Source organism: Thalassotalea sediminis (assembly GCF_030295915.1).
Classification (GTDB): Bacteria; Pseudomonadota; Gammaproteobacteria; order Enterobacterales; family Alteromonadaceae; genus Thalassotalea_C; species Thalassotalea_C sediminis.
Genome location: NZ_AP027361.1, coordinates 3,428,412 through 3,453,462, shown reverse-complemented (window position 1 = coordinate 3,453,462; position 25,051 = coordinate 3,428,412). Strand labels below are relative to the sequence as shown.

The 25,051-nt window shown below is 39.8% G+C and carries 19 protein-coding genes and 5 tRNA genes; 22 read left to right on the top strand and 2 right to left on the bottom strand.

Translation table 11 applies throughout. The annotated features are described in order from the left end of the window. The first annotated feature begins 25 nt into the window (after positions 1 to 25). From QUE09_RS15690 to tuf, 14 genes are all read left to right on the top strand, one after another. Positions 26 to 1,255 carry an argininosuccinate synthase gene (locus tag QUE09_RS15690; protein WP_286233817.1) on the top strand — a complete coding sequence of 410 codons (1,230 nt, stop codon included), beginning with the start codon at positions 26 to 28 and terminating at the stop codon, positions 1,253 to 1,255. A gap of 18 nt (positions 1,256 to 1,273) precedes the next feature. After that, positions 1,274 to 3,211, top strand: coding sequence for an argininosuccinate lyase (argH, locus tag QUE09_RS15685; protein WP_286233816.1), 1,938 nt, complete (start codon positions 1,274 to 1,276; stop codon positions 3,209 to 3,211). A gap of 40 nt (positions 3,212 to 3,251) precedes the next feature. Then, on the top strand, positions 3,252 to 4,562 hold the full coding sequence (argA, locus tag QUE09_RS15680; protein WP_286233815.1) for an amino-acid N-acetyltransferase: 1,311 nt from the start codon (positions 3,252 to 3,254) through the stop codon (positions 4,560 to 4,562). A gap of 213 nt (positions 4,563 to 4,775) precedes the next feature. Beyond that, complete coding sequence (locus QUE09_RS15675; RefSeq protein ID WP_286233814.1) at positions 4,776 to 5,954, top strand: outer membrane beta-barrel protein; 1,179 nt, start codon at positions 4,776 to 4,778, stop codon at positions 5,952 to 5,954. A gap of 16 nt (positions 5,955 to 5,970) precedes the next feature. Beyond that, entirely contained in the window at positions 5,971 to 6,480 is a 510-nt protein-coding gene (locus QUE09_RS15670; protein WP_286233813.1) for a polysaccharide biosynthesis/export family protein, read from the top strand. Beyond that, positions 6,477 to 8,636 (top strand): GumC family protein, encoded by a 2,160-nt coding sequence (locus QUE09_RS15665; RefSeq protein WP_286233812.1) that lies wholly within the window; start codon positions 6,477 to 6,479, stop codon positions 8,634 to 8,636. Before QUE09_RS15670 ends, QUE09_RS15665 begins: the two co-directional genes overlap by 4 nt. Before the next feature lie 86 nt (positions 8,637 to 8,722). Next, positions 8,723 to 9,748 carry a UDP-N-acetylmuramate dehydrogenase gene (gene murB, locus QUE09_RS15660; RefSeq protein ID WP_286233811.1) on the top strand — a complete coding sequence of 342 codons (1,026 nt, stop codon included), beginning with the start codon at positions 8,723 to 8,725 and terminating at the stop codon, positions 9,746 to 9,748. 2 nt (positions 9,749 to 9,750) lie between these two features. After that, positions 9,751 to 10,728 (top strand): bifunctional biotin--[acetyl-CoA-carboxylase] ligase/biotin operon repressor BirA, encoded by a 978-nt coding sequence (gene birA, locus QUE09_RS15655; RefSeq protein WP_286233810.1) that lies wholly within the window; start codon positions 9,751 to 9,753, stop codon positions 10,726 to 10,728. Further along, a complete protein-coding gene (locus QUE09_RS15650; protein ID WP_286233809.1) occupies positions 10,725 to 11,444 on the top strand; it encodes a type III pantothenate kinase in 720 nt (239 codons plus the stop codon). The genes birA and QUE09_RS15650 overlap by 4 nt, the downstream gene beginning before the upstream one ends. A gap of 127 nt (positions 11,445 to 11,571) precedes the next feature. After that, positions 11,572 to 11,647: transfer RNA gene (locus tag QUE09_RS15645), tRNA-Thr, on the top strand. A 30-nt stretch (positions 11,648 to 11,677) separates the two neighbouring features. Further along, positions 11,678 to 11,762: transfer RNA gene (locus QUE09_RS15640), tRNA-Tyr, on the top strand. 97 nt (positions 11,763 to 11,859) lie between these two features. After that, a tRNA-Gly gene (locus QUE09_RS15635) sits at positions 11,860 to 11,934 on the top strand. A gap of 18 nt (positions 11,935 to 11,952) precedes the next feature. Continuing rightward, positions 11,953 to 12,028, top strand: a tRNA-Thr gene (locus QUE09_RS15630). 70 nt (positions 12,029 to 12,098) lie between these two features. After that, positions 12,099 to 13,283 carry an elongation factor Tu gene (gene tuf, locus QUE09_RS15625; RefSeq protein WP_286233792.1) on the top strand — a complete coding sequence of 395 codons (1,185 nt, stop codon included), beginning with the start codon at positions 12,099 to 12,101 and terminating at the stop codon, positions 13,281 to 13,283. A gap of 612 nt (positions 13,284 to 13,895) precedes the next feature. On the opposite strand, the gene QUE09_RS15620 is transcribed toward tuf, so the two are convergent. Both QUE09_RS15620 and QUE09_RS15615 read right to left on the bottom strand, forming a co-directional pair. Beyond that, on the bottom strand, positions 13,896 to 15,524 hold the full coding sequence (locus tag QUE09_RS15620) for a phosphoethanolamine transferase (protein ID WP_286233808.1): 1,629 nt from the start codon (positions 15,522 to 15,524) through the stop codon (positions 13,896 to 13,898). A 162-nt stretch (positions 15,525 to 15,686) separates the two neighbouring features. Continuing rightward, positions 15,687 to 16,316, bottom strand: coding sequence for a YiaD family glycine zipper/OmpA-like lipoprotein (locus QUE09_RS15615; protein ID WP_286233807.1), 630 nt, complete (start codon positions 16,314 to 16,316; stop codon positions 15,687 to 15,689). 502 nt (positions 16,317 to 16,818) lie between these two features. Here QUE09_RS15615 and QUE09_RS15610 point away from each other — a divergent pair. From QUE09_RS15610 to rpoB, 8 genes are all read left to right on the top strand, one after another. Continuing rightward, positions 16,819 to 16,895: transfer RNA gene (locus tag QUE09_RS15610), tRNA-Trp, on the top strand. 88 nt (positions 16,896 to 16,983) lie between these two features. Then, positions 16,984 to 17,364 (top strand): preprotein translocase subunit SecE, encoded by a 381-nt coding sequence (gene secE / locus QUE09_RS15605; protein WP_286233806.1) that lies wholly within the window; start codon positions 16,984 to 16,986, stop codon positions 17,362 to 17,364. A 2-nt stretch (positions 17,365 to 17,366) separates the two neighbouring features. Beyond that, on the top strand, positions 17,367 to 17,945 hold the full coding sequence (gene nusG, locus QUE09_RS15600) for a transcription termination/antitermination protein NusG (RefSeq protein ID WP_286233804.1): 579 nt from the start codon (positions 17,367 to 17,369) through the stop codon (positions 17,943 to 17,945). Between the two features lie 370 nt (positions 17,946 to 18,315). Next, complete coding sequence (gene rplK / locus QUE09_RS15595) at positions 18,316 to 18,744, top strand: 50S ribosomal protein L11 (protein ID WP_286233802.1); 429 nt, start codon at positions 18,316 to 18,318, stop codon at positions 18,742 to 18,744. A 2-nt stretch (positions 18,745 to 18,746) separates the two neighbouring features. Then, entirely contained in the window at positions 18,747 to 19,442 is a 696-nt protein-coding gene (gene rplA / locus QUE09_RS15590; RefSeq protein WP_286233800.1) for a 50S ribosomal protein L1, read from the top strand. Positions 19,443 to 19,699: 257 nt separating this feature from the next. Next, a complete protein-coding gene (rplJ, locus tag QUE09_RS15585) occupies positions 19,700 to 20,194 on the top strand; it encodes a 50S ribosomal protein L10 (protein ID WP_286233799.1) in 495 nt (164 codons plus the stop codon). Positions 20,195 to 20,278: 84 nt separating this feature from the next. Next, on the top strand, positions 20,279 to 20,650 hold the full coding sequence (gene rplL / locus QUE09_RS15580) for a 50S ribosomal protein L7/L12 (protein ID WP_286233798.1): 372 nt from the start codon (positions 20,279 to 20,281) through the stop codon (positions 20,648 to 20,650). 283 nt (positions 20,651 to 20,933) lie between these two features. Beyond that, positions 20,934 to 24,962, top strand: a complete 4,029-nt coding sequence (gene rpoB, locus QUE09_RS15575; protein WP_286233797.1) for a DNA-directed RNA polymerase subunit beta — start codon at positions 20,934 to 20,936, stop codon at positions 24,960 to 24,962. The last annotated feature ends 89 nt before the right edge of the window (positions 24,963 to 25,051 follow it).

Sequence of the window (25,051 nt, the reverse complement as noted above, 5' to 3'; positions counted from 1 at the left end):
CGTAACAGATTTAATAGGTAGAACAATGGCTTTAGCAACTAAAAAACAAATTAAGAAAGTAGTATTAGCATACTCAGGCGGCTTAGACACATCGGCAATTATCCCTTGGTTAAAGGAAAACTATGATGGCTGTGAAGTGGTCGCTTTTTGCGCAGATGTTGGTCAAGGTGAAGAAGAGTTAGAAGGTATTCAAGAGAAGGCTATTGCTTCAGGGGCCTCTGAGTGTCATGTGGTAGATTTAAAAGAAGAATTTGTAAAAGATTATATTTTTCCTATTTTAAAAACGGGGTCGGTGTACGAAGGACAATACTTACTCGGCACGTCAATGGCACGTCCTGTCATTGCGAAAGCGCATGTAGAAGTGGCGTTAAAAGTTGGCGCCGATGCTGTCTGTCATGGTTGTACAGGTAAGGGCAATGATCAGGTACGTTTTGAATCTTGTTTTGCAGCTTTAGCACCCGAATTAACGGTAATTGCGCCATGGCGTGAGTGGGATATGGTATCGCGTGAAGACTTACTAGATTACCTTGCCGAACGTAATATTCCATGTGCAGCTTCATTAACTAAGATTTATAGTCGTGACGCTAATGCATGGCATATTTCACATGAAGGTGGGGAACTAGAAGATCCTTGGTGTGAACCGTCAAAAGAAGTGTGGACCATGACAGTTGATCCTATGGATGCACCTGATACACCAGAAACCGTAACGCTTAGTTTTAAGCAAGGTGAATTGGTCGCAGTTGACGACAAAGCATTATCTGCATATGAAGCGCTTATGTACCTTAATGATAAAGCGGCAGCACATGGTGTGGGTAGAATTGATATCGTTGAAAACCGTTTAGTGGGCATGAAATCTAGAGGTTGTTATGAAACACCAGGTGGCACTGTGTTGATGGCTGCCTATAAAGGCTTAGAAACTCTCATTTTAGATAAAGAATCATTAAAATTTAGAGAGTCTGTAGGTTTAGAGTTTTCTCACGTTATTTATGATGGCCGTTGGTTTACGCCATTAGCTAAAGCTCAGTTAGCTGCCGCTGCATCATTTGCTGAGCAAATAACAGGTGATGTTGTTGTTAAAATGTATAAAGGCAACGCTACGGTTACACAACGTCGTTCACCAAACAGCTTATATTCCGAAGCTTTTGCAACATTCGGTGCTGATGATGTATATGACCAAAAACACGCAGAAGGCTTTATTCGTTTGTTTAGTTTATCTAGTAGAATAACTGCACTTTCACAAAAAGACGCTAAGTAATCAAAAGGAAATATTATCATGGCATTATGGGGCGGACGGTTTAAAGAGAAAGCTAGCGTGCAGTTTAAAAAATTCAATGATTCATTGCCGGTAGATTATCGCATGGCAGTGCAAGACATTGTAGGTTCTATGGCCTGGGCAGAGGCGATCCATGAAGTTGGTGTATTAAATGACGACGAATTAGTACGTTTAACTGCGGCCTTAAATGAACTAAAACAATCTGTTGAAGAAAATCCCAAGCAGATATTAGCCTCTGATGCCGAAGATATTCATAGTTGGGTTGAAATTCAACTCATTGAAAAAACGGGTGACTTAGGGAAAAAGCTTCATACGGGCAGAAGTCGGAATGATCAGGTGGCGACTGATTTGAAGCTTTGGTGTAAAGAAACGGGTGGTGAACTTCTTATCGCTTTAGTTAATTTACAACAAGCTATGATGAACTTAGCTGAGCGTGAAAAAGGTACTGTGTTGCCTGGTTATACCCACCTGCAAAGGGCTCAACCAGTAACGTTTGGTCACTGGTGTTTAGCTTATGTCGAAATGTTTAACCGTGATATCGGTAGATTAAAAGATGCTATATACCGTTTAGATGTTTCTCCGCTTGGCTCTGGGGCATTGGCAGGCACGGCTTATCCTATAGATCGTAATGCATTGGCACATCGCTTAGGGTTTAGAAAGGCGACTATGAACAGCTTAGATGCAGTATCAGATCGTGATCATGTTATTGAGCTACTGTCTGCGGCGAGCATTTCTATGATGCATTTGTCGCGTTTTGCAGAAGATCTGATCTTCTACAATTCGGGGGAAGCTGGTTTTGTAGAAATGAGTGACCTCGTTAGCTCAGGCTCCTCTTTAATGCCACAAAAGAAAAACCCTGATGCATGTGAATTAATTCGTGGTAAAGCGGGTAGGGTTTTCGGTTCATTAACTGGCATGCTTACCACCATGAAAGCGTTAGCATTAGCTTATAATAAGGATATGCAAGAAGATAAAGAAGGTCTTTTTGATGCTATGGAAACGTGGTTAGAGTGTATGGAGATGGCAGTGCTAGTTGCAGATGGTTTAAAAGTTAATCGAAGCAGAACCTTGGCAGCAGCCCAACAAGGTTATGCTAATGCGACTGAACTTGCTGATTACCTTGTTGGTAAAGATATCCCGTTCCGTGAAGCGCATCATATTGTAGGCGAAGTCGTACTTGCTGCAATTGATAAAGGTGTTCCATTGGAAGATCTCACATTGACACAACTGCAAACATTTAGTGAAAAAATTGAACATGACGTTTATCAACATTTATCGATAGAGTCGACCTTAGATAAGCGTGAAGCGCTTGGTGGAACGTCACGTGCACAAGTAGAAAAAGCATTAGCAACTACGCAGTCAGGTAACGAAGAAATTTTGAATGAACAAGTCGTTGGTGCCCCTGGTAAGCAACAAATTAAAGTGGCACTGAAACAAGTTCAGCAACGATTAAATGCTCAGCGTGCTGCTGCTATGTCAGTGCGTAGAGCTCGAATGCCAGATGTAGATGCGATATTTGAATTGGTGAATTTCTGGGCTGAAAAAGGCGAAATTTTACCGCGCTCAAGAGACAATATTATTCATGATATTCAAAACTTTGTAGTAGCCGAGCTTGATGGTAAGGTTGTTGGTTGCGCGTCTTTATATATTTATCAAACTGGCCTAGCCGAAATACGTTCTGTCGTCGTTGATAAAAGTGCACATAACAATGGTCAAGGGCAAGCATTGGTTCAATATTTACTAGAATTTGCGCATCAAATTGAGCTTGAAAAAGTCATTGTATTGACGTACATCCCTAACTACTTTAATCAATTAGGGTTTTCACTTATCGATAAATCGTCGTTAGCTGACAACATTATTGAGGATAGTCAGCCAGGGCCAGATAAAGATCCAGCCGATGAAGTGGCAATGGAGTATAACGTTGACCCTAGTAAATAATCTAAGACATGTTTCTTGGTTGATGAAGTGATAGACACAAATGGAAAATAACGAATTAAGTTACGTTAAGTGGTTTAGAAACGCTGCACCTTATATTAACGCGCACCGTGGTAAAACTGTGGTGCTTATGTTTGGTGGTGAAGCCGTAACGCACCCAAATTTTGCGAATATTATTCATGATATCGCGTTAATGCGAAGTCTTGGTATGCGTTTGGTTGTTGTACACGGTGCTAGACCACAGATAGAAGACCGCATGGCACGAAGAAGTATTGAGCGTATTATTGAAAATAACGTCAGGGTTACAGATGCTGAAACGTTAGTTGCGGTAAAAGACGCTACGGGCTCAATGCGCCTTCATATTGAAGCGTTACTTACAATGGGGCTGGCAAACTCTCCAATGCATGGTTCACAAATTCGTGTTAGTACGGGGAATTTTGTCATCGCTAAACCTATGGGAGTGCGTGACGGTGTTGATTATAAATATACAGGTAAAGTAAGACGCATCGACGCAGAAGGTATTCAACAGCAGCTGGAATATGGCTCAATTGTTTTATTATCGCCTATAGGGTACTCACCAACAGGTGAGGTTTTTAATTTAGCCTTAGAAGATGTTGCCACGCAAACAGCAATCGCTTTAGAAGCTGATAAACTTATCACCTTCACCGAAGATGAAGGTTTAACTGATTCTGAAGGTAAACTCATACGCAGTTGTAGTGTTCGCACCGTCAAAACGTTATTAGACGAAAATGATTGCCATGTTCGTCAATTACTACTTCGTGCGATAATTTCTTGTGGTGAAAATGGTGTTGAACGCTGTCACTGTGTCAGTTATCAAAGTGATACCGCTTTACTGCAAGAACTCTTTACGCGTGATGGCGCTGGTACACTAATCGCTAAAGATCACAAAGAACAAATATGTACTGCAAGCATTGATGATGTTGGTGGGATCATTGAGCTTATTGCGCCGCTTGAACAAGAAGGTATCTTAGTCAAGCGTTCCCGTGAATTACTAGAGGTTGAAATTCATCGCTTTACGGTGATAAAAAAAGAAGACGTCATTATTGCATGTGCAGCGTTGTACCCATATAAAGAGGCAAGTGCTGGTGAAATCGCTTGTGTTGCAATACATCCTGACTACCGCAATGGTAATCGTGGTGAACGTTTAATGAGTGAATTAGAGTTAAGAGCTAAAGCAAAAGGTTTAACGTCACTTTTTGTTCTTACGACTGTAAGTGGTCATTGGTTTATGGAGCAGGGTTTTATAGAACAACCGCTAGATAAACTCCCGGAAGGTAAAAAGCAAATGTATAACTTTCAACGAAAGTCGCAAGTACTCATCAAGTCAATTTAAAAATACCGCCATAAGGCGGTATTTTTTTGAGTGGTAATTAATGTGAACAGTGTAAAGGTGCATATTTTTAATGCATTTTTTGCTTTATTTTTGTTAAAAAGGTAATGTAACAAAAATGTTACTTTTAAGTGCTTTGGTAATATGGATGTTTTTGGCAAGCAATACTAAAAATAATGGCCTTTTAGTTTAAAAACAATAATAAGATTATCGCATATGAACCGTAAGCAACATCTCCTTTTTATTGGTAGTTTAGCGCTATGTTCGTTTACTACTTTAGCAACTTCTTCTAAAAATTTACCTGTTGGCAACACGTTTAATTTAGCAATAAATGGTGAAGTAGGTAGGATTGATAACTTCTTATTTGACGACGTCAATGAACACAGTACAAATTATTGGGCTTTGTCACCGGAATTGTTTCTGCAAGTTGTAAACAATAGGCATTTACTCTCTTTAGACGTTAAAACAACCCTCACAAAGTATGATGAGTTTGAACAGGACGACCATACGAATGTGTCTATTTCCCCTCAATATATGATGCGTTTCGCAGATAATAAAACGATTTTTATTCGCGCTAATCACCAACAACAATATGAATTAAGAGGAACAGGGTTATCTTTAGCTAACGCTGAAATGCTTAACAAAGGTGATAAAAGGCAACTGTCCGATATTTCGATGGGGCTCCAATATGGTGGTGCCTCAGTTGCCCTTTTAGAAGTCGCATTTGGGATAAGTAACAATAAGTACCAAACGCGGCGAGAAGTCACTAAACAGCTTGATAATAGCAACATTTATGGCAAGGCTTCTTTCGATTACCAACTTGACGGTGGCACCATGTTAAGTGCCGCCTTGGAATTTGAACAACTTGAATATGAATACCAAGCTATTTATGACAAGCAAAAATATACTGCGCTTATTGGTGGAAAGTGGCCTAAGTCAGCGGTTAATCAGCTTTCTATGCTTTTGGGTTATCAAAATATTACGTTCAAACAATCTACCTTTGAAAATGATGATGCCTTCAAGTGGCGAGTATCTTGGTACTGGTCACCTGTAGAGTCGTTAACATTTAATCTAACCTCAGAGCGAGACTTCGCTGAAGCGAATCGATTAAATAACAGCTACCGATTAGTCGATAAGCATATGATGACTTTGACAAATGAATGGTCAGAGTATATTTCCTTGTCAGCTAGTATTGGCTTTAACCAAGAGCAGGTAACATTTGAGGCTCAAAAGCAAAAAGAAGATTATCTAAATTCAGCCATTAAGCTTGATTATCACTTGTCAAAAGAGTTGCGTTTATTTTTGAAATATCAAATGAAGGATCTACGTTCGACAAAGTCCACATTTGAGTATCAGCGAAATAGTATTTCTATTGGTATTAATGTTACCATTTAACTATTGGATAAAAAGTATGCGATTTTTAGTTGTTTTACTGTTAATTTATACGAGTTTTGCGAACGCTTCGGACTATCAACTAGGCTCTGGTGATAGTATTGCAATTACGGTTTACAATGAACCTGACTTAACAACTAAAGTAAGAATAAACAAGTCTGGCAAGATAACCTTCCCGTTCTTAAACGAATTACATGTGCATGGTTTAACGACTAAGCAATTAGCATTAAAAATTAAAAAAGGATTACTAGGCGACTATCTGATCAACCCTCAAGTGAGCGTGTCAATTGTTGAATATCGGCCCTTTTTTATTCATGGTCAGGTTAAGATGCCTGGAGGCTATCCTTTTCAAGATGATCTAACCTTGGATAAAGCTATTGCAATAGCCGGAGGCTTAGCGGCGAGAGCCTCTAAAACACAATGGAAAATAACCAGAGTTGTAAATGGAAAAACGGTTTTATTAAACGCCGATGTTGCGACCTTAATATTACCTGACGACATAATTGAAATAGAGCAAAGTTTCTTTTGATAAACAATGATGTAACACATATAAATACAGTGCAAGATGAAGTCGCACTGAAAGAGGTGTTTAGCCCATTATGGACTAGGCGCTGGAAAATTGTGTGTTTAACTTTAGTTGTTACTTGTATCGTTGCTTTTTATTCATCGCTACTCAAACCTTCATACCAAGCGAGTGCAATTTTACAAATTGGTAGCAACAAACCGAGTAATACGCTGTCGATAAATGATGCTTTTAATGAATCGAGCGCCAGTTTAGAACAAATTCAAACACAATATGAACTGCTGCGTTCTAGGAAATTTGCAGAGCGCGTCATAACAAGACTCAACCTGACAGAACATGAAGAATTTAACAGTGGTAAATTCAATGATAAGTTAGGTTTTCTTGCTGAATTAAGCCGAAAGAAAGAGGCGCCCTCAATCGAACAGGTGGTAGCAGAGTTTCACAAACGATTAAAGATTTCCCCTATCCCCGGTACAGAATTAGTCAAAATTACCTTTACGTCGTATTTTCCCGAATTATCTCGACAGGTTGCCAATCAAATAGGGCAAACATATTTGCATTATCAAGATGAAATTCACCGTGCTTCAAAGGAGTCAACATCTCAATGGCTCGTTGATCAACTTGAACAGCTTGGTAGAAAATTAGAGGCGTCTGAATTAGCATTACAAGCCTACCGAGAAGAGCAAGGTATTGTTGATATTCGAGGTGTTGCAGGACTCGTTTCGGCAGAACTCACTGAGTTAACTTCCGCTGCATTAAGAATGTCGAAAGAAGTTGATGATCTTAAAGTGACTTATGACTATGTGCAAAAACATAAGAACAGCATTGATCAGTTATTAGAATTACAAGAAATCACCAACAAGCCTGCGTTTAGCCAATTAAGAGTGAACGAGGAACGTGCGGAGCGAAAGCTTAATGAACTGTCACAAAGATATGGCCCTAAACACCCAAAAAGAATCGTCGCGCAAGCCGATCTTGATGCCATTCGCACAAATATGACTGAAACTGTTTCTGAACTTGTGATGAGTCTAGAAAAAGGTTACTTAAATGCGCTTGAGAAAGTTAAGGGCATGAACCAACGCTTAGAAGAAGCAAAGCAGCAGTATTTAAGGTTAACGCGATTACAAAATAAATTCTCACAATTAGAGCGTGAAGTTGATACCAACAAAGAACTTTATAGCAACTATTTGGTACGCCTTAAAGAGGCCGATGCCATGGGAAATTATAAAGCGAATTTTTATGTTCGTTTTATTGATAAAGCCATTACGCCCAAACATAAAGCGGCACCCAACCGATCGTTAATGGTTATCATGAGCTTTATTTTAGCTTTTGCGGTAATTTCTATTGTTGTCATTATGCGTGAGTTGTTAATGGATACGTTAAATTCTCGTCGCAAACTCGAATCGTTTACCGATGCGGCTGTACTTGCCGTGCTACCTAAGTTTAAAACGAAGACAAAGAAATCGCAGGAGCCAGGTTATCATACTGATAATCGATTTCTTGAAGCAGTCAGAACCTTGCGAACAGCACTATTGTTCAATTCAGAACAAAAACCGCCGAAAGTTATTGCCATTACGTCATCTTTACCAAATGAAGGAAAAACAACGGTGGCATTACAACTCGCACGTTCTTTTAGTGAAATGGAAAAAGTATTGCTGATAGAAGCGGATATGCGTCACCCAACGGTTTATAAAAATTTAGATTTAGAGCCACACAGACCAGGGCTTTCAAACTTACTTGCTAAAACACATCAAATTAATGAATGTATTATCAGAGATAGTCATGTCAAGTTAGACATTCTAACGTCAGGTATTACACCGGCTAACCCTTTAGCATTTTTATCAATGAAACGCTTTAATATGTTGATTAAAGTTTTTGGTAATTTTTATGATCGAATCATTATTGAAACGCCACCTGTTAACGCTGTAAGTGATGCAGTGATTATATCGCGTAATGTTGACAGCGTACTGTATGTTGTTCATGGTGGAAAAACTAAACGAGACCAAATATCGTCAGGACTAAGACTATTAAAACAAGCAAACGCGCCTGTTCAAGGTGTGGTGATTAATCAAAGTGAAAACATTGACCCCGACAAATACCATAATAAATATTACAATGATATGGCTAATATCATTAAGTTGCCGTTGAGGAAACAAGGCTAATAGTAATTTTACCTTTAACAGGTTTAAACATTTCTTCATCTGTCATTTTTTATTACACTACCTCAAATCTTTAACTTTCACGCACTATGCAAAGCTTTCAACCTTTTACTTTATCTGAGCACAATACATTAGGTGTACCTGCTTCGTGCCCGCAGTATTTTGAACCTGCTAATCTCGAAGAATTTAAATTAGCATATGCTGCTTGTCAGGGAAATTTTTACCTGTTAGGTGAAGGGAGTAATACTCTCTTTGTAGACACAGATACCCCCGCGATAATTCGCCCTCGGTTTCTAGGAAAATCGACGCGAGATCTAGGTGATTACGTATTGTTAACGGTAAGTTGTGGTGAAAATTGGCATCAATTGGTCACCTATTGTGTCGCTAATGGCTATTACGGTATTGAAAACCTAGCACTAATTCCTGGCAGTGTAGGCGCAGCGCCAGTGCAAAATATTGGTGCTTATGGTGTAGAGCTTTCAGATGTTGTGCACGCTGTATCGTGGTTTGATTTTGCTCAGCAAAAAGTTATCGAACTCGAACATAGCGATTGTCAGTTTTCATACCGCGAAAGTATTTTTAAAAACACGTTGCAAAGTAAAGGAGTTATTACACAAGTTACCTTTAAATTGTCGAAAACCTTTACGGCTAAGCTTTCTTACAATGGCCTTAATTTTGAACAAGATAATGTCACTGCAGCTGATGTGATGCAACGAGTAATCGAAATTCGTGAGAGTAAGTTACCAGATCCCAGTAAATTGCCCAATGCAGGAAGTTTTTTTAAAAACCCAATTGTTGAGCAGGCGCAATATCAAGCTTTAATCGCCAAATATCCTCATATGCCAAGTTATAAAATGAATGACAATACATACAAACTTGCCGCAGGATGGTTAATTGAAAAGGCTGGCTTAAAAGGCTTTCGCCTTGATGGTGTTGGTGTTCATGAAAAACAAGCCTTGGTGCTTATTAATTATGATGGTATGGCCGGTAATAAAATTGTAGAACTAGCAACGATAGTGATGAATAAAGTCGACGATAGCTTTAATATTTTGCTAGAGCCGGAAGTAAGGTTCGTCAATCATTTAGGGCTGACATCAATGTCTGAGTGTCAATAGTTATGGCGAGTTTAATTAAAGAGCAAATATTAGTTGCACTCGCCGCAGGGCGGTTCGTATCAGGACAGGCGCTAGGTGATATGTTGGGTATAAGTCGAGCAGCAGTGTCTAAACATATTAGTGGTTTGAGTGACTTAGGTGTTGATGTTTTTCGTGTAAGTGGTAAAGGGTATCGACTTGCACAACCGATTGAATTACTAGATAAGTCGACTATTTTAACCAATGTAGCTAAGCCATTTTTGGGCACTAAAGTTGACGTTAATGTCATGATAGATTCAACGAATAGCTATTTGATGCGCAGGATCCCAAATCAACTGACACGTGGTCAGGTATGTGTGGCTGAGTATCAAAGTGCTGGTCGCGGAAGGCGTGGACGGGAATGGGTTTCACCGTTTGGTTCTCATGTATATATGTCAATGTACTGGTATTTGGAACAAGGAATGTCTGCTGCAATGGGATTGAGTATGGTGGCTGCTTTAGCTGTCAGTGATGCACTAAAAAATACATGTAACTTAGATGTTGCCCTAAAATGGCCTAATGACGTTTATCTTGATGGAGCAAAGCTTGCTGGTATTCTTATAGAGCTAGAAGGACAGGCTATGGAGCCTTGTCATTGCGTAATTGGCTTAGGAATTAACGTTAACATGCCGAGTAAAGTCAGCGAAAAAATCGATCAAAAATGGACTGATCTGCAAACTCATTATGGTCGCCCTGTTGATAGAAACCATCTTGTTGGTGAACTTATTAACTGTTTACGTCAACGTATATCACAGCATGAACGTTCAGGATTAACAGAAATGGTTGATGACTGGAAAGCGCGCGATCATTTTGTAAACAAACCGGTTAAACTTATTACTGGCGCGAAAGAAACATATGGTATATGTCGTGGCATAAATAACCAAGGTGCATTACTACTCGAAGTGGATGGTAAAATTCAGCCAATATTTGGTGGTGAGGTTAGTTTGCGGGGTATAACGTGAAGTTATTGATTGATATTGGCAATACTCGCCTTAAATATGCGCTATACAGCAACAGTCAATTATCAACCATAAAGGTTATTGAGGTTGATAGATTGGAAAAGCAACTAGCCTTGTGTCCTCTTGATCGTATAGAAGAATGTATTATTTCTAGCGTTAAAGACGGAGAAGTATTACAACACGTGGTTACTTGCTGCACCCGACATGGCATTAAAACTCAAATTTTACAGAGCCCCTCAAAGTATGCTGGTCTCGTAAATAGTTATGCTAAACCGAATGCGCTAGGTATAGATAGGTGGTTAGCAATGTTAGGCGCTAAGCATTTTTATCCTAACCAAGCCGTTATTGTTGTTGATGCAGGTACAGCAACAACATTAGATTGTGTTGATCAATTTGGTCAACATCTGGGTGGCTGGATTATTCCTGGTATTGCGTTACAGGCTGCCTCATTGTTTGATAATGCGGATAGGGTAATCGGCGAGCAGCAAACGGTTACAGAAGTTAATTTAGGGCAAAGTACCTCTATGGCTGTTAGTCAAGGCACTGTTGTCGCAACAATAGGCCTGATTGAACAAGGTATAAAATTTATTGCAAGAAGTGGGTTGTCCGCCCAATTAATACTGACAGGGGGTAATGGGAATTATTTAAGTCAGTTTATTGAACATGAACATTGTGTAAAACCAACACTTATCTTCGATGGAATGAGCCAATACTGCTGACATAATTAGTTAATGACCGTTCGTTTTGGGTAAAAAAGCGTCAAACAACAAAAATACGCCATTTTTTTGTTTTTTCCTATTGCAAGGGACAAAACATTACTCTAGAATTCGCACCACTTAATGTAGTGCCGACTTAGCTCAGTTGGTAGAGCAACTGACTTGTAATCAGTAGGTCGCCAGTTCGACTCCGGCAGTCGGCACCATTAATTCTCTTTGAGAGAGATTAAAAATTTGGAGGGGTTCCCGAGTGGCCAAAGGGATCAGACTGTAAATCTGACGGCTCCGCCTTCGGTGGTTCGAATCCACCTCCCTCCACCATTTTTGCATAGCATTTGCTGTGCGGCGAGGAGCAAACCGTTACCTTTTGATAACGCGCTCTTTCACCAATTTTGCAGGGATATTCTGATTGAATACTGCGGGTGTCGTATAATGGCTATTACCTCAGCCTTCCAAGCTGATGATGCGGGTTCGATTCCCGCCACCCGCTCCAATCTTTGTAATTTCGTGTGCTGATATAGCTCAGTTGGTAGAGCGCACCCTTGGTAAGGGTGAGGTCGGCAGTTCAAATCTGCCTATCAGCACCACTACATTGAATTCTTCATTTATCTCATTTATTAACTATAGCTTTTATAAACTGCTTAGAGGTAATTAAAAGTGGCTAAAGAAAAATTTGAACGTTCGAAACCGCACGTTAACGTTGGTACTATCGGTCACGTTGACCACGGTAAAACAACTCTAACTGCTGCTATCTCAGCAGTATTAACAAAAACTCACGGTGGTGATTTACGCGATTTCGCACAAATCGATAACGCACCAGAAGAGCGTGAGCGTGGTATCACGATCAATACATCTCACATTGAGTATGACACAGCAACACGTCACTACGCACACGTAGATTGTCCAGGTCACGCCGATTATGTAAAAAACATGATCACAGGTGCAGCTCAAATGGACGGTGCTATCTTAGTAGTAGCAGCGACAGATGGCCCAATGCCACAAACACGTGAGCACATCCTTCTTTCTCGTCAGGTTGGTGTACCATACATCATCGTATTCATGAACAAATGTGACATGGTAGATGACGAAGAGTTATTAGAATTAGTAGAGATGGAAGTTCGTGAACTTCTTTCAGAATACGACTTCCCAGGTGATGACTTACCAATCATTCAAGGTTCAGCATTAGGTGCATTGAACGGCGAAGCGAAATGGGAAGAGAAGATTTTAGAACTTGCAGAGCAATTAGATACTTACATTCCAGAGCCAGAGCGTGCGATTGACGGTGATTTCATTCTTCCAATCGAAGATGTATTCTCAATCCAAGGTCGTGGTACGGTAGTAACAGGTCGTGTAGAGCGCGGTATCATCAAAGTAGGTGATGAAGTTGAAATCGTAGGTATCAAAGATACAACGACAACGACTTGTACGGGTGTAGAGATGTTCCGTAAGTTGCTTGACGAAGGTCGTGCAGGTGAGAACTGTGGTGTACTTTTACGTGGTACTAAGCGTGAAGAAGTACAACGTGGTCAAGTACTAGCGAAGCCAGGTTCAATCAACCCACATACTAAGTTCGAATCAGAAGTATATGTATTGACTAAAGATGAAGGTGGTCGTCATACACCATTCTTCAAAGGCTACCGTCCACAGTTTTACTTCCGTACAACTGACATCACAGGTGCAGTAGAATTACCTGAAGGTGTAGAAATGGTAATGCCAGGCGACAACTTGAAGTTTGTTGTAGAGCTAATCAACCCAATCGCGATGGACGAAGGTTTACGCTTCGCAATCCGTGAAGGTGGTCGTACAGTAGGTGCTGGTGTTGTATCTAAGATCATCGACTAATATCGATATCTAGTTCACACCGAACATCTAAAGAAAGGTCGCGTAAGCGGCCTTTTTTTTTAAGACCACCGAATGGCGTGAAGACCGAGCACGTGTAGAGGTTGGTTACAGTTGACCAATTTTAGTAAGCGAGGGCGAGGAGCTCTGCGACGAAGCTGAGAGTCGTACAGTAGGTGCTGGTGTTGTATCTAAGATCATCGACTAATATCGATATCTAGTTCACACCGAACATCAAAAGAAAGGTCGCGTAAGCGGCCTTTTTTTTAAGACCACCGAACGGCGTGAAGACTGAGCACGTGTAGAGATTGGTCACAGTTGCCCAATTTTAGTAAGCGAGGGCGAGGAGCTCTGCGACGAAGCTGAGAGTCGTACAGTAGGTGCAGGTGTTGTATCTAAGATCATCGACTAATATCGATATCTAGTTCACACCGAACATCTAAAGAAAGGTCGCGTATGCGGCCTTTTTTGTGTGCGAATCAAAAGTACGGGCAACTTAATGGAATTCCGTCAATACAACAAACTTCAAGAGACGCGTTTACAATTGACGTCAAAGTCTATTGTGTGAATAACTATAGGTTACTTTAAAGACTACGCTTATTTTATTTCTTATCTTTAGTCTAGGTTAGGTGATAACACATGTTCAGTGCAAATTGTCTTTTCTAACGTTTTAAGTGAATACTGCATATAACCAGCTAAACCAAATGTATCTGTTCCGTTTAAGTAAAAGGTATCGTCTTTTTGATTTGGGTTGTTAATGATAAAACCTAACGTTTCGGCGACTTGTTTGCTGATTTGATAATGGTTTGGCAAACAGCCTAATGCGTTATCCAGTGCTTGAATTTTATGTTTGTCGACATTAGCGCCATAAAAGAAAAAAGGAACCTTTGCAGCATCGATATCAACGGTGTTGTGACCAAAGCGCCCATTTAGATCCATTAACTCACCATGATCAGCGGTAAAGAAAACATAGGTGGGTCTTGTTTGAGTTTTAGCATAATCAATGATGTTTTTAATTATTTTTTGAGTAAAAATTACAGAGTTGTCATAACTATTAATCATATAGTCACGATATGACATCTCTTCGACTGGAAATACTTCATGGTGTTTAGGGTAATTATCTATATAAGGTGTATGTGCACTTCTCATGTGCAAAGTTACAAAAGTAGGTGCTTTTTCAAGATTAATGGTTTTTAATTCATCAACTAATCGATCATCATACTGACTTTCATAATCTGATAGGTGTTTATTTTCCTTCCAAGTATCGATATCAGTTGGAGAGAGTGCGTACGTTAAGCCTCCGGCGTTGTTTTGAGTGCTTATATAAAATGTCTGGTAACCAGCGCGCTTTGCTAGTCGAAAAAGAGACGTATCCATTTTACTCAAATGAGCGGCATTATCGGGTTCGTATACTGTGTTGAAGAATAACGATAACGACACCCTAGTAGAAACAGCGCTAGCGATGGAAGGTTTTACAATAAAGCTTGGATCATCGATTAATGTTCTTAAATCTGGTGTTGTCTCTCTATGGTAACCAAATAGCCCTAAATTTAAATAGCTAAGGCTTTCACCCATAATCAAAATAACATTGGGTTGTTCTGTGTTGTTAAGTGGCACTATCTCATAAGGTAAATAGGTTGCAATGTCACTTTCAATCCCACTCAATACCTTTGCCTGGCGTGCAAAAAAATATGAGAAACTATACAAGCCGTTTTTAACCGCAAGTTGTGCAATATTAGGTTGAAATTTTTGTGACGATTTAGCTGTTATCGATTGTATGAAAGGTGCTATGCAAATCAATAATAGTATTATGGGCACACCCTTAAGAGTATAAGTGTTTTTTCTTAGGCATTTATAACTAATAACAGTGATTACAAAACAAGTAACAGAAAAAAACGCAGGTAAAAGTAGAAAACCTACGACATCCCAAAAACCGGTTATTGCATCGGATGTTTCCGCTAACATTAATGTAATATCAAAGGCAGAGTAAAAACTACCGTAGTAATGAAAATACATAATTTGTGTAATCTGCCAAAAGAACAGTACTGATAAAATAATATATGTGAGCTTGTAAGCGGGGCTTATGGTTAGCGTAAGCGCTAATAACGTGGCGATAGTGATGCTTTTACCGTCAAACCCTGCGATATAATGTGAGTTGATTTGACCATACAGCATGTCTGGTACTAGTAAAAATAACGTAATAATGACAAATAAGCTAAAACTAGTGTAAAGCTTTGAACTCATGGTAAACCCGATGTATATACCGCTTAGAAAGGCTGAACTATACAAAAAAATACAAGTTTGTGAAACAGAACTGTACCGAATGTTTCACAAACCTTCAGTAATGTAATGCCTACGCAGCGCCTATTTAATTCAATAGTGCTGCTAGAAATAATGTAATGAAAGCTAAGCTTTATTTGGAATTATTTGAATTTCTACTCTTCTATTTAATGCACGATTTTGTGCTGAATTATTATTTACTAATGGCTTACCTTCACCGTACCCGGTAACTTTTAACCGATTATTAACTATGTTTCGTTGTATTAAATAGTCTTTTACACTTTGTGCGCGTTGCAATGAAAGCGTTTGATTATATTGATGGCTTCCTGTGCTATCCGTGTGTCCTTCAATACTTAATAAGGTTTTCTCATATTTACGTAGTACTTTTGCAACATCGTTTAATGTGGCGTGAAAGCCTGTAGAAATATACGATTGATTAGTCGCAAAGGTAATATTCGAAGGCATTACCAGTCTAATATTATCTCCCTCTCTTACTACATCAATACCTGAACCTGAGAGCTCTTCTCTAAACTCTGCTTCTTGTTTGTCCATGTAGTCACCAATAGCAGCACCCGCTAGCGCACCAATCGCTGCACCCCAAACTAAACGTTTGTCTTTATGATTACTGGTTGATTTACCTAGGACTGCTCCCGCGACAGCACCTATAGCTGCGCCTTTTTCTGCGTTTGTTGATGCACAACCTGACGTAATAAGCGAAAGGGAAATTAGAGGAAGAATAAGTTTTTTAAATCGCATAATGGCTAAACCTCAGATGTTACGATAGAAATGAATAAGCTAATGTGGAATGCTCATCATTATACCGTTAATTTTTCAGATGAAATACACAGTATTCACATACATGGCGAATTGAATGACAAAACAGTAGCATTTATTTTCTGCCCTTATCGATTTGCATTTGTATACAGCTTAGTTAGTCGTCGCTGAATGGAAACTGAATAGTAGTCAGCATATTAGAAAGTAAATGACAATCAATTCAAAGAATTGTTGAGTACGCTAAGATAGGGTTTAATATGATTTGAAGAAGTCAGTCCTTAAGATAATGTCGAACGATAATTTATATTATTAAACAGCAAAGTATCGACAACGCTTTCTAACTAAGTACGTTTTAAATGATTAACTGCTAAAAATTCCCTTGAGTATATGGATTGACTCAGTATAATACCCCTCTCTTTTCTTGAGTATCTCTTAATTTCCCTTAGCAAAATAAGACCTACCCAAGATAAGTGTATATTTTTGAAGGGGTATAGTTCCAATTGGTAGAACAGCGGTCTCCAAAACCGACGGTTGGGAGTTCGAATCTCTCTACCCCTGCCAAATTATTTATGTGAGTCTTGAAAAGACTCAGATCATTCTTATGTTATAAACATAAGATCATGGATCAGACAATTTTACAGGTAGAGTTATGAATGCAAGTACAGAAAACCAAGAAAGTGGTTCTCTAGATTCATTAAAGTGGATAGTCGTAATACTTATTTTGGCTGGTGCTGTTGTAGGTAACTACATTTATGGTGACCAGTCTGTATTAATACGTGCCGTTGCAGTTGTTGCAGCTGTCGTTGTTGCAGGTTTTATTGCCGCACAAACCGAAAAAGGCCGTAATGCTATTCTTTTTGCGAAAGAAGCACGTACAGAAACAAGAAAAGTAGTCTGGCCAACTCGTCAAGAAGCGGTTCAAACTACAGGTATCGTTTTAGTAGCAACTTTATTCATGTCTCTAGTATTATGGGGTTTAGACACTGTATTATTTGAGGTTGTCGGCTTTATTACTGGGTTGCAGGTATAATTATGTCTGAAGAAAATAATGTAACAGAAACGACGAACAAAAACAGTAATCCGAAATTACGTTGGTACGTCGTTCAAGCGTTTTCTGGCTATGAAGCACGCGTTCAAAAAACCTTGCTTGAGCACATCGAAATTCACGGCTTAGAAGAGAAATTTGGTCAAATTTTAGTGCCAACGGAAGAAGTTGTTGAAATGCGTGCCGGGCAAAAACGTAAATCGGCTCGTAAATTTTTCCCAGGTTATGTTCTGGTAGAAATGGCGATGGACGAAGAAGCATGGCATTTAGTAAAAAGTGTGCCTCGAGTGCTTGGTTTTATTGGTGGTACATCAGATCGCCCTATGCCTATTACGCAAAAAGAAGCCGATCGTATTTTACAGCGTATTGAAGAAACTGATGCGCCTAAGCCAAAAACATTGTTTGAGCCCGGTGAAGTTGTTCGTGTTATTGACGGTCCATTCGCTGACTTTAATGGTGTTGTTGAAGAACTTGATTATGAGAAGAACCGCATTAAAGTGTCGGTACTTATTTTTGGTCGTTCAACGCCGGTAGATTTAGAATTCTCTCAAGTAGAAAAAGGCTAAATTTGACGTTGTAAATAGCGTTTAAACTGTATTGTCTTCAATATTTTTTAATCGCGTATTAGCTATACGCTTATTGCAAAATATTTCGACGGCTTTGTTTAAACACCATTTATCTAGCCAAATGAATAGTAATTGAAAATGCTCGCTTTTGCGGGCATTTTTGCTTTTTATGGTTCAATTACTATTTAATGCTTGAAACCTGACCAGTGATTAATTTATAATCCGCTGCCGTTTTTATTTGTGCTGGCGGAAGTTAGTGTTAAAAACGCGTAATTTTAAATCCACGGGGAGCTAACACGTACCTCATAATAGGTAAGGTGTAGTGTTCGAAAGAACTAGCGATAATACCCATAATTTAAGGTAATTAAAGATGGCTAAAAAAGTCGAAGCTTTAATCAAGCTACAAGTAGCTGCAGGTGCAGCTAATCCGTCACCACCAGTTGGTCCAGCTCTTGGTCAACACGGTGTGAACATCATGGAATTCTGTAAAGCGTTCAACGCGAAAACAGATTCTTTAGAAAAAGGCGCTCCAGTTCCAGTAGTAATTACTGTATACAATGACCGTTCTTTCACATTCGAAACAAAAACTCCACCTGCTTCTTATTTACTTAAGAAAGCGGCTGGCATCAAGTCGGGCTCTGGCCGTCCTAACACTGAAAAAGTTGGTACAGTAACTCGTGCACAACTTGAAGAAATCGTTAAGACAAAAGAACCAGATTTAACAGCAGGTTCTTTGGACGCTGCAGTACGTACTATCGCGGGTTCTGCTCGTGCAATGGGTTTAGTGGTAGAGGGATAATCATGACTAAATTATCAAAGCGCGCTCGTCTTATCCGTGAAAAAGTAGACGTATTAAAAGATTATGAAATCAACGAAGCATTAGCTCTTTTAAAAGAACTAGCAACAGCTAAGTTTAAAGAAAGTGTTGATGTAGCTGTAAATCTTGGCATTGATGCTCGTAAATCAGACCAAAACGTTCGTGGTGCAACTGTATTACCACATGGTACAGGTCGTGACGTACGAGTTGCTGTATTTACACAGGGTGCAAACGCTGACAAAGCTAAAGAAGCTGGTGCAGACGTTGTAGGTATGGACGATTTAGCTGAACAAGTAAAAGCAGGTCAAATGGATTTCGACGTAGTTATCGCTACGCCAGATGCAATGCGTGTTGTTGGTCAGTTAGGTCAAATTTTAGGCCCGCGTGGTCTTATGCCTAATCCAAAAGTTGGTACAGTAACACCTGACGTTGTAACAGCGGTTAATAACGCTAAAGCAGGTCAAATTCGTTACCGTAACGACAAAAACGGCATCATCCATACGACTATCGGTAAGGTTGATTTCGATGACGCTAAGTTACAAGAAAACTTAGAAGCATTATTGGAAGCGCTTAAGAAAGCAAAACCAGCTAATGCAAAAGGTCAATTTATCAAGAAAATTTCAGTATCAACTACAATGGGCGCTGGTGTAACAGTTGACCAAGGTAGCTTAACGCTTTAATTTTTTGTAAGGCATGATTTATGCTTTACTTGGGGCGGATTATAAACTATAATTTCGCCCCTTAAATTTTGGTAGGTGCTGTGGAAACAGCCCCGTCAAAGACCGTAGGAGTGGCGATAGCCACTTAATATTTTCCTGCGTAGATGGTGATTACCCAGATATTTCCTTAGATTTTCTGGCTTCGCCGTAAAAAATCCCAAGTTTATCTTGGGGAGAAGTTAATACCGGATATCCGGTTGAACCAGGAGTTAAAGCCCATGGCTATCAATCTTGATGACAAAAAAGCAATTGTTGCTGAAGTTCAAGAAGCTGCCCAAGGCGCTCTTTCGGCTGTTATCGCAGATTCACGCGGTGTAACAGTTGACGCAATTACTGCTTTACGTGCTACTGCACGTGAAAACGGCGTATGGATGAAAGTTGTTCGTAACACTTTAGCCCGCCGTGCAGTTGAAGGTACTGATTTTGATTGTCTTTCAGACAATTTTGTAGGCCCTTCACTAATTGCATTTTCTAGCGAGCATCCAGGTGCTGCTGCACGTATTTTTAGTGATTTCGCAAAAGAAAACGATGCGTTTGAACTAAAAGCAGCTGCATATGAAGGCGAAGTTGTAGATGTACAGTTACTTGCTAAGTTACCTACATACGACGAAGCAATTGCACGCTTAATGAGCGCAATGAAAGAAGCATCGGCTGGCAAGCTTGTCCGTACGATTGCTGCAGTTCGCGATCAGAAAGAGCAAGAAGCGGCATAATTGTTGTAGTACAACATACGCTTTTTGAATTTATAGTTATTTCACAGCCATTTAAGAGGCTGTCATTAAAACAGGAAATTAAAGATGTCTATTTCTAAAGACGATATCCTAAATGCTATTGCTGAAATGTCAGTAATGGACGTAGTTGAATTAGTAGAAGCAATGGAAGAGAAATTCGGTGTTTCTGCTGCTGCTGCTGTTGCTGTAGCAGGTGCTGGCGATGCTGGTGGTGCTGCTGCTGAACAAACTGAGTTCGACGTAATCTTAACTAGTTTCGGCGACAAGAAAGTTGGCGTAATTAAAGCAGTACGTGGTGCTACAGGTTTAGGCCTTAAAGAAGCTAAAGAGCTTGTTGAAGGTGCTCCTAAAGCAATCAAAGAAGGCATTGATAAAGCAGAAGCTGAAGCTCTTAAAGAAGAACTTGAAGCTGCAGGCGCTTCTATTGAGCTTAAATAATCTGTTTATCTACAGATTAGCTGCCTGAAAAGGCAATGGCTGGTGATTTAAAAGTCACCGGCCTTTTTGCGCTAAAGAATATCGTTTTTTAAAAAGCTGATTAAATAGGTTTTTTTTTAAACGAAAACAGTGCATTATTTAATGCGAAAGCATTATAGCAATACCCTGTCTGATACCAATTGGATTAGATAAGTGGTCAAAAAACGAGTTTTGTTGATCAATTATTTAGTCCAATTGGTATTTTTAGGCAGATTCGGCCATAACCAGCAAGCTGAGGAACCCCATGGTTTACTCTTACTCTGAGAAGAAACGAATTCGAAAGGACTTTGGTAAAAGCGCGCAAGTAATGGATTATCCATTTTTGCTATCAATCCAACTCGAATCTTTCCGTAAGTTTATTGATGTTGATCCGGCAGGCGAAACCGGTTTAGAAGCAGCGTTTCGTTCTATTTTTCCAATTAAAGCCTACTCAGGTAGTTCTGAATTACAATATGTCAGCTATCGTTTGGGCGAACCATTATTTGATGTCAAAGAATGTCAAATTCGTGGTGTAACCTATTCTGCGCCGCTTCGCGTAAAATTACGTTTAGTCATTTATGACAAAGAAGCACCGGCAGGTACTGTCAAAGATATCAAAGAACAAGAAGTATATATGGGTGAAATCCCATTAATGACAGATAACGGTACATTTGTCATCAATGGTACTGAGCGTGTTATTGTTTCGCAATTACACCGTTCACCAGGTGTATTTTTCGATCATGATAAAGGTAAAACACACTCTTCAGGTAAAGTGCTATATAACGCACGTGTAATTCCTTACCGTGGTTCTTGGTTAGATTTCGAATTTGATCCTAAAGATAACCTATTTGTTCGTATTGACCGTCGTCGTAAACTACCTGCATCTATTATTCTTCGTGCGCTTGAATTCAGTACTGAAGAAATTTTAGATATTTTCTACGACACAACTGGATACGAAATCAAAGGCGACAAGTTGATTATGGAACTTGTGCCAGAAAGATTACGTGGTGAAACTGCAACATTTGACATTTTAATGCCAAATGGTGACGTACTTGTTGAACAAGGCCGTCGAATTACTGCGCGTCACATTCGTACACTTTCTAAAGAAAATGTATCTGAACTTGAAGTGCCTGCAGATTATATTGTTGGTAAAGTGCTTTCAAAAGCTTACGTTGATGAATCAACGGGCGAAGTTATCGCTGAAGCAAATGCTGAGTTAACGCTAGAATTATTAGCAGAACTTAGCCAAGCTGGCCACAAACAAATTTCAACACTTTATATGAACGAATTTGATGTTGGTTCATATATGTCTGACACTGTACGTATTGATACAACGAGCAACCGTTTAGAAGCGCTCGTTGAAATTTACCGTATGATGCGTCCAGGCGAGCCACCAACAAAAGATGCTGCTGAAGCATTATTTGCTAACCTTTTCTTCTCATTAGAGCGTTATGACTTATCAACGGTAGGTCGTATGAAGTTCAACCGTCGTGTTGGACTTGAAGATGAAGTGGGTGAAGGTACACTATCTAAAGAAGATATCATTAAAGTAATGAAAACTTTAATTGGTATTCGCGATGGTAAAGGTGAAGTGGATGATATTGACCACTTAGGTAACCGTCGTATTCGTTCAGTTGGTGAAATGGCTGAAAACCAATTCCGCGTTGGTCTAGTGCGTGTTGAACGTGCTGTACGTGAGCGTTTATCACTTGGTGATTTAGACGCTGTAATGCCACAAGACTTAATTAATGCTAAGCCTATTTCTGCAGCTGTTAAAGAGTTCTTTGGTTCATCGCAACTTTCACAGTTCATGGATCAAAACAACCCGCTTTCAGAAGTTACCCATAAACGTCGTATTTCAGCATTAGGCCCAGGTGGTTTAACGCGTGAACGTGCAGGCTTCGAAGTACGTGACGTACATCCTACACACTACGGTCGTGTATGTCCTATCGAAACGCCTGAAGGTCCAAACATTGGTTTGATCAACTCGCTTTCTTGTTACGCACGTACTAATGATTATGGTTTCTTAGAAACACCATATCGCCGTGTTGTTGACGGTTTAGTGACTGACGAAGTTGATTACCTATCAGCGATTGAAGAAGGTAACTTTGTTATCGCTCAATCAAATGCTGCACGTGATGAAGCAGGCAAGTTAACAGATGATCTTGTTAATTGTCGTCATAAAAACGAATTCACGCTAATGGCTGCTGAACATGTTCAATACATGGATGTATCACCGCAGCAAATCGTTTCAGTGGCAGCTTCTCTTATTCCATTCCTTGAACATGATGATGCTAACCGTGCCTTAATGGGCTCGAACATGCAACGTCAAGCAGTTCCAACATTGAAAGTGGATAAGCCACTAGTTGGTACAGGGATGGAAAAAATTGTAGCGGTTGACTCTGGTGTTACAGCAGTTGCCAAACGTGGCGGTGTTATTGACTACGTAGATGCTTCACGCATCGTTGTTAAAGTTAATGAAGATGAGATGGTTGCTGGTGAAGCAGGTATCGATATCTACAACTTGAACAAATATACACGTTCAAACCAAAATACTTGTATTAACCAACGTCCAACTGTTCGTAAAGGTGAACCTGTAATTCGTGGTGACGTATTAGCGGATGGTCCTTCTACTGACTTAGGTGAGTTAGCACTTGGTCAAAATATGCGTTTGGCGTTCATGCCTTGGAATGGTTACAACTTTGAGGATTCAATGTTGTTATCTGAGCGTGTTGTTCAGGAAGATCGCTTTACAACGATTCATATCCAAGAATTAAGCTGTATAGCTCGTGATACTAAATTAGGTGCAGAAGAAATTACTTCTGATATTCCAAATGTTGGTGAGTCAGCATTAAGCAAACTTGATGAGTCAGGTGTTGTTTATATTGGTGCTGAAGTTAAAGGCGGCGATATCTTAGTTGGTAAAGTAACACCAAAAGGTGAAACACAACTAACACCAGAAGAAAAACTGCTTCGTGCTATTTTCGGTGAAAAAGCGGCTGACGTTAAAGATAGCTCGTTACGTGTACCTAACTCTGTATCAGGTACTATTATCGATGTGCAAATCTTTACCCGTGATGGCGTTGAGAAAGATAAGCGTGCACTAGAAATTGAAGAAATGCAGCTTAAAGAAGTGAAAAAAGACTTAGGCGATGAGTTCTCTATTCTAGAGGATGGTATTTACGCACGAGCTAAGAAACTTCTACTTTCAGCAGGCCTTAACGAATCTGACCTTAACAGCATGTCTCGTGACAAGTGGTTAGTGCAAAATTTAGCTGATGAAACACAACAGTCTGAACTTGAGCAGATTGCTGAGCAATACGACAACATAAAAGCTGACTTTGATAAGAAATACGAAGTTAAGCGTCGTAAGATCACACAAGGTGATGACTTAGCACCAGGTGTACTTAAGATTGTTAAAGTTTACCTTGCTGTGAAACGTCGTATTCAGCCAGGTGATAAGATGGCCGGTCGTCATGGTAACAAAGGTGTAATTTCAAATGTTGTGCCTGTGGAAGACATGCCTTATGACGAAAATGGTGTACCTGTTGATATCGTGTTAAACCCATTGGGTGTACCTTCACGTATGAACATTGGTCAGATCTTAGAAACTCATTTAGGTATGGCTGCGCGCGGTATTGGTGAGAAAATTAACCGCATGCTTGAAGAGCAGCGCGAAATCGCGAAGTTAAGAAGCTTCTTGAAAGAAGTTTACGAGCTAGGTGATTCACGTCAAGAAGTTGATATTGATAACTTCTCTGATGATGAAATTATGCGTTTAGCCGATAATTTACGTGCAGGTCTGCCAATTGCTACTCCAGTATTCGATGGTGCGCAAGAAGGCGAAATTAAAGAATTGTTCCGCCTTGCTGATATGCCAGAAAGTGGCCAGTTTAACTTAACTGATGGTCGTACAGGTCGCCGTTTTGAGCGTCCAGTAACTGTTGGTTACATGTATATGTTAAAACTAAATCACTTAGTAGATGACAAAATGCATGCGCGTTCAACGGGTTCATATAGCTTAGTTACTCAGCAGCCGCTGGGTGGTAAAGCGCAATTCGGTGGTCAGCGTTTCGGTGAGATGGAGGTATGGGCATTAGAAGCATATGGTGCTGCTTATACCCTACAAGAAATGTTGACGGTTAAGTCTGATGACGTAAATGGTCGTACTAAAATGTACAAAAACCTTGTTGATGGCGATCACCGTATGGAGCCAGGTATTCCTGAGTCGTTCAATGTATTGCTTAAAGAGATTCGCTCATTAGGTATTAACATTGAGTTAGATGAAGAATAATAGGTCGACTATTTAGCTGAGCAAATCAGTAAGCGAAGAAGGTAGGTAACTACCTTCTTCTCAAGATTAACTCCGACAGGAGATAGAGT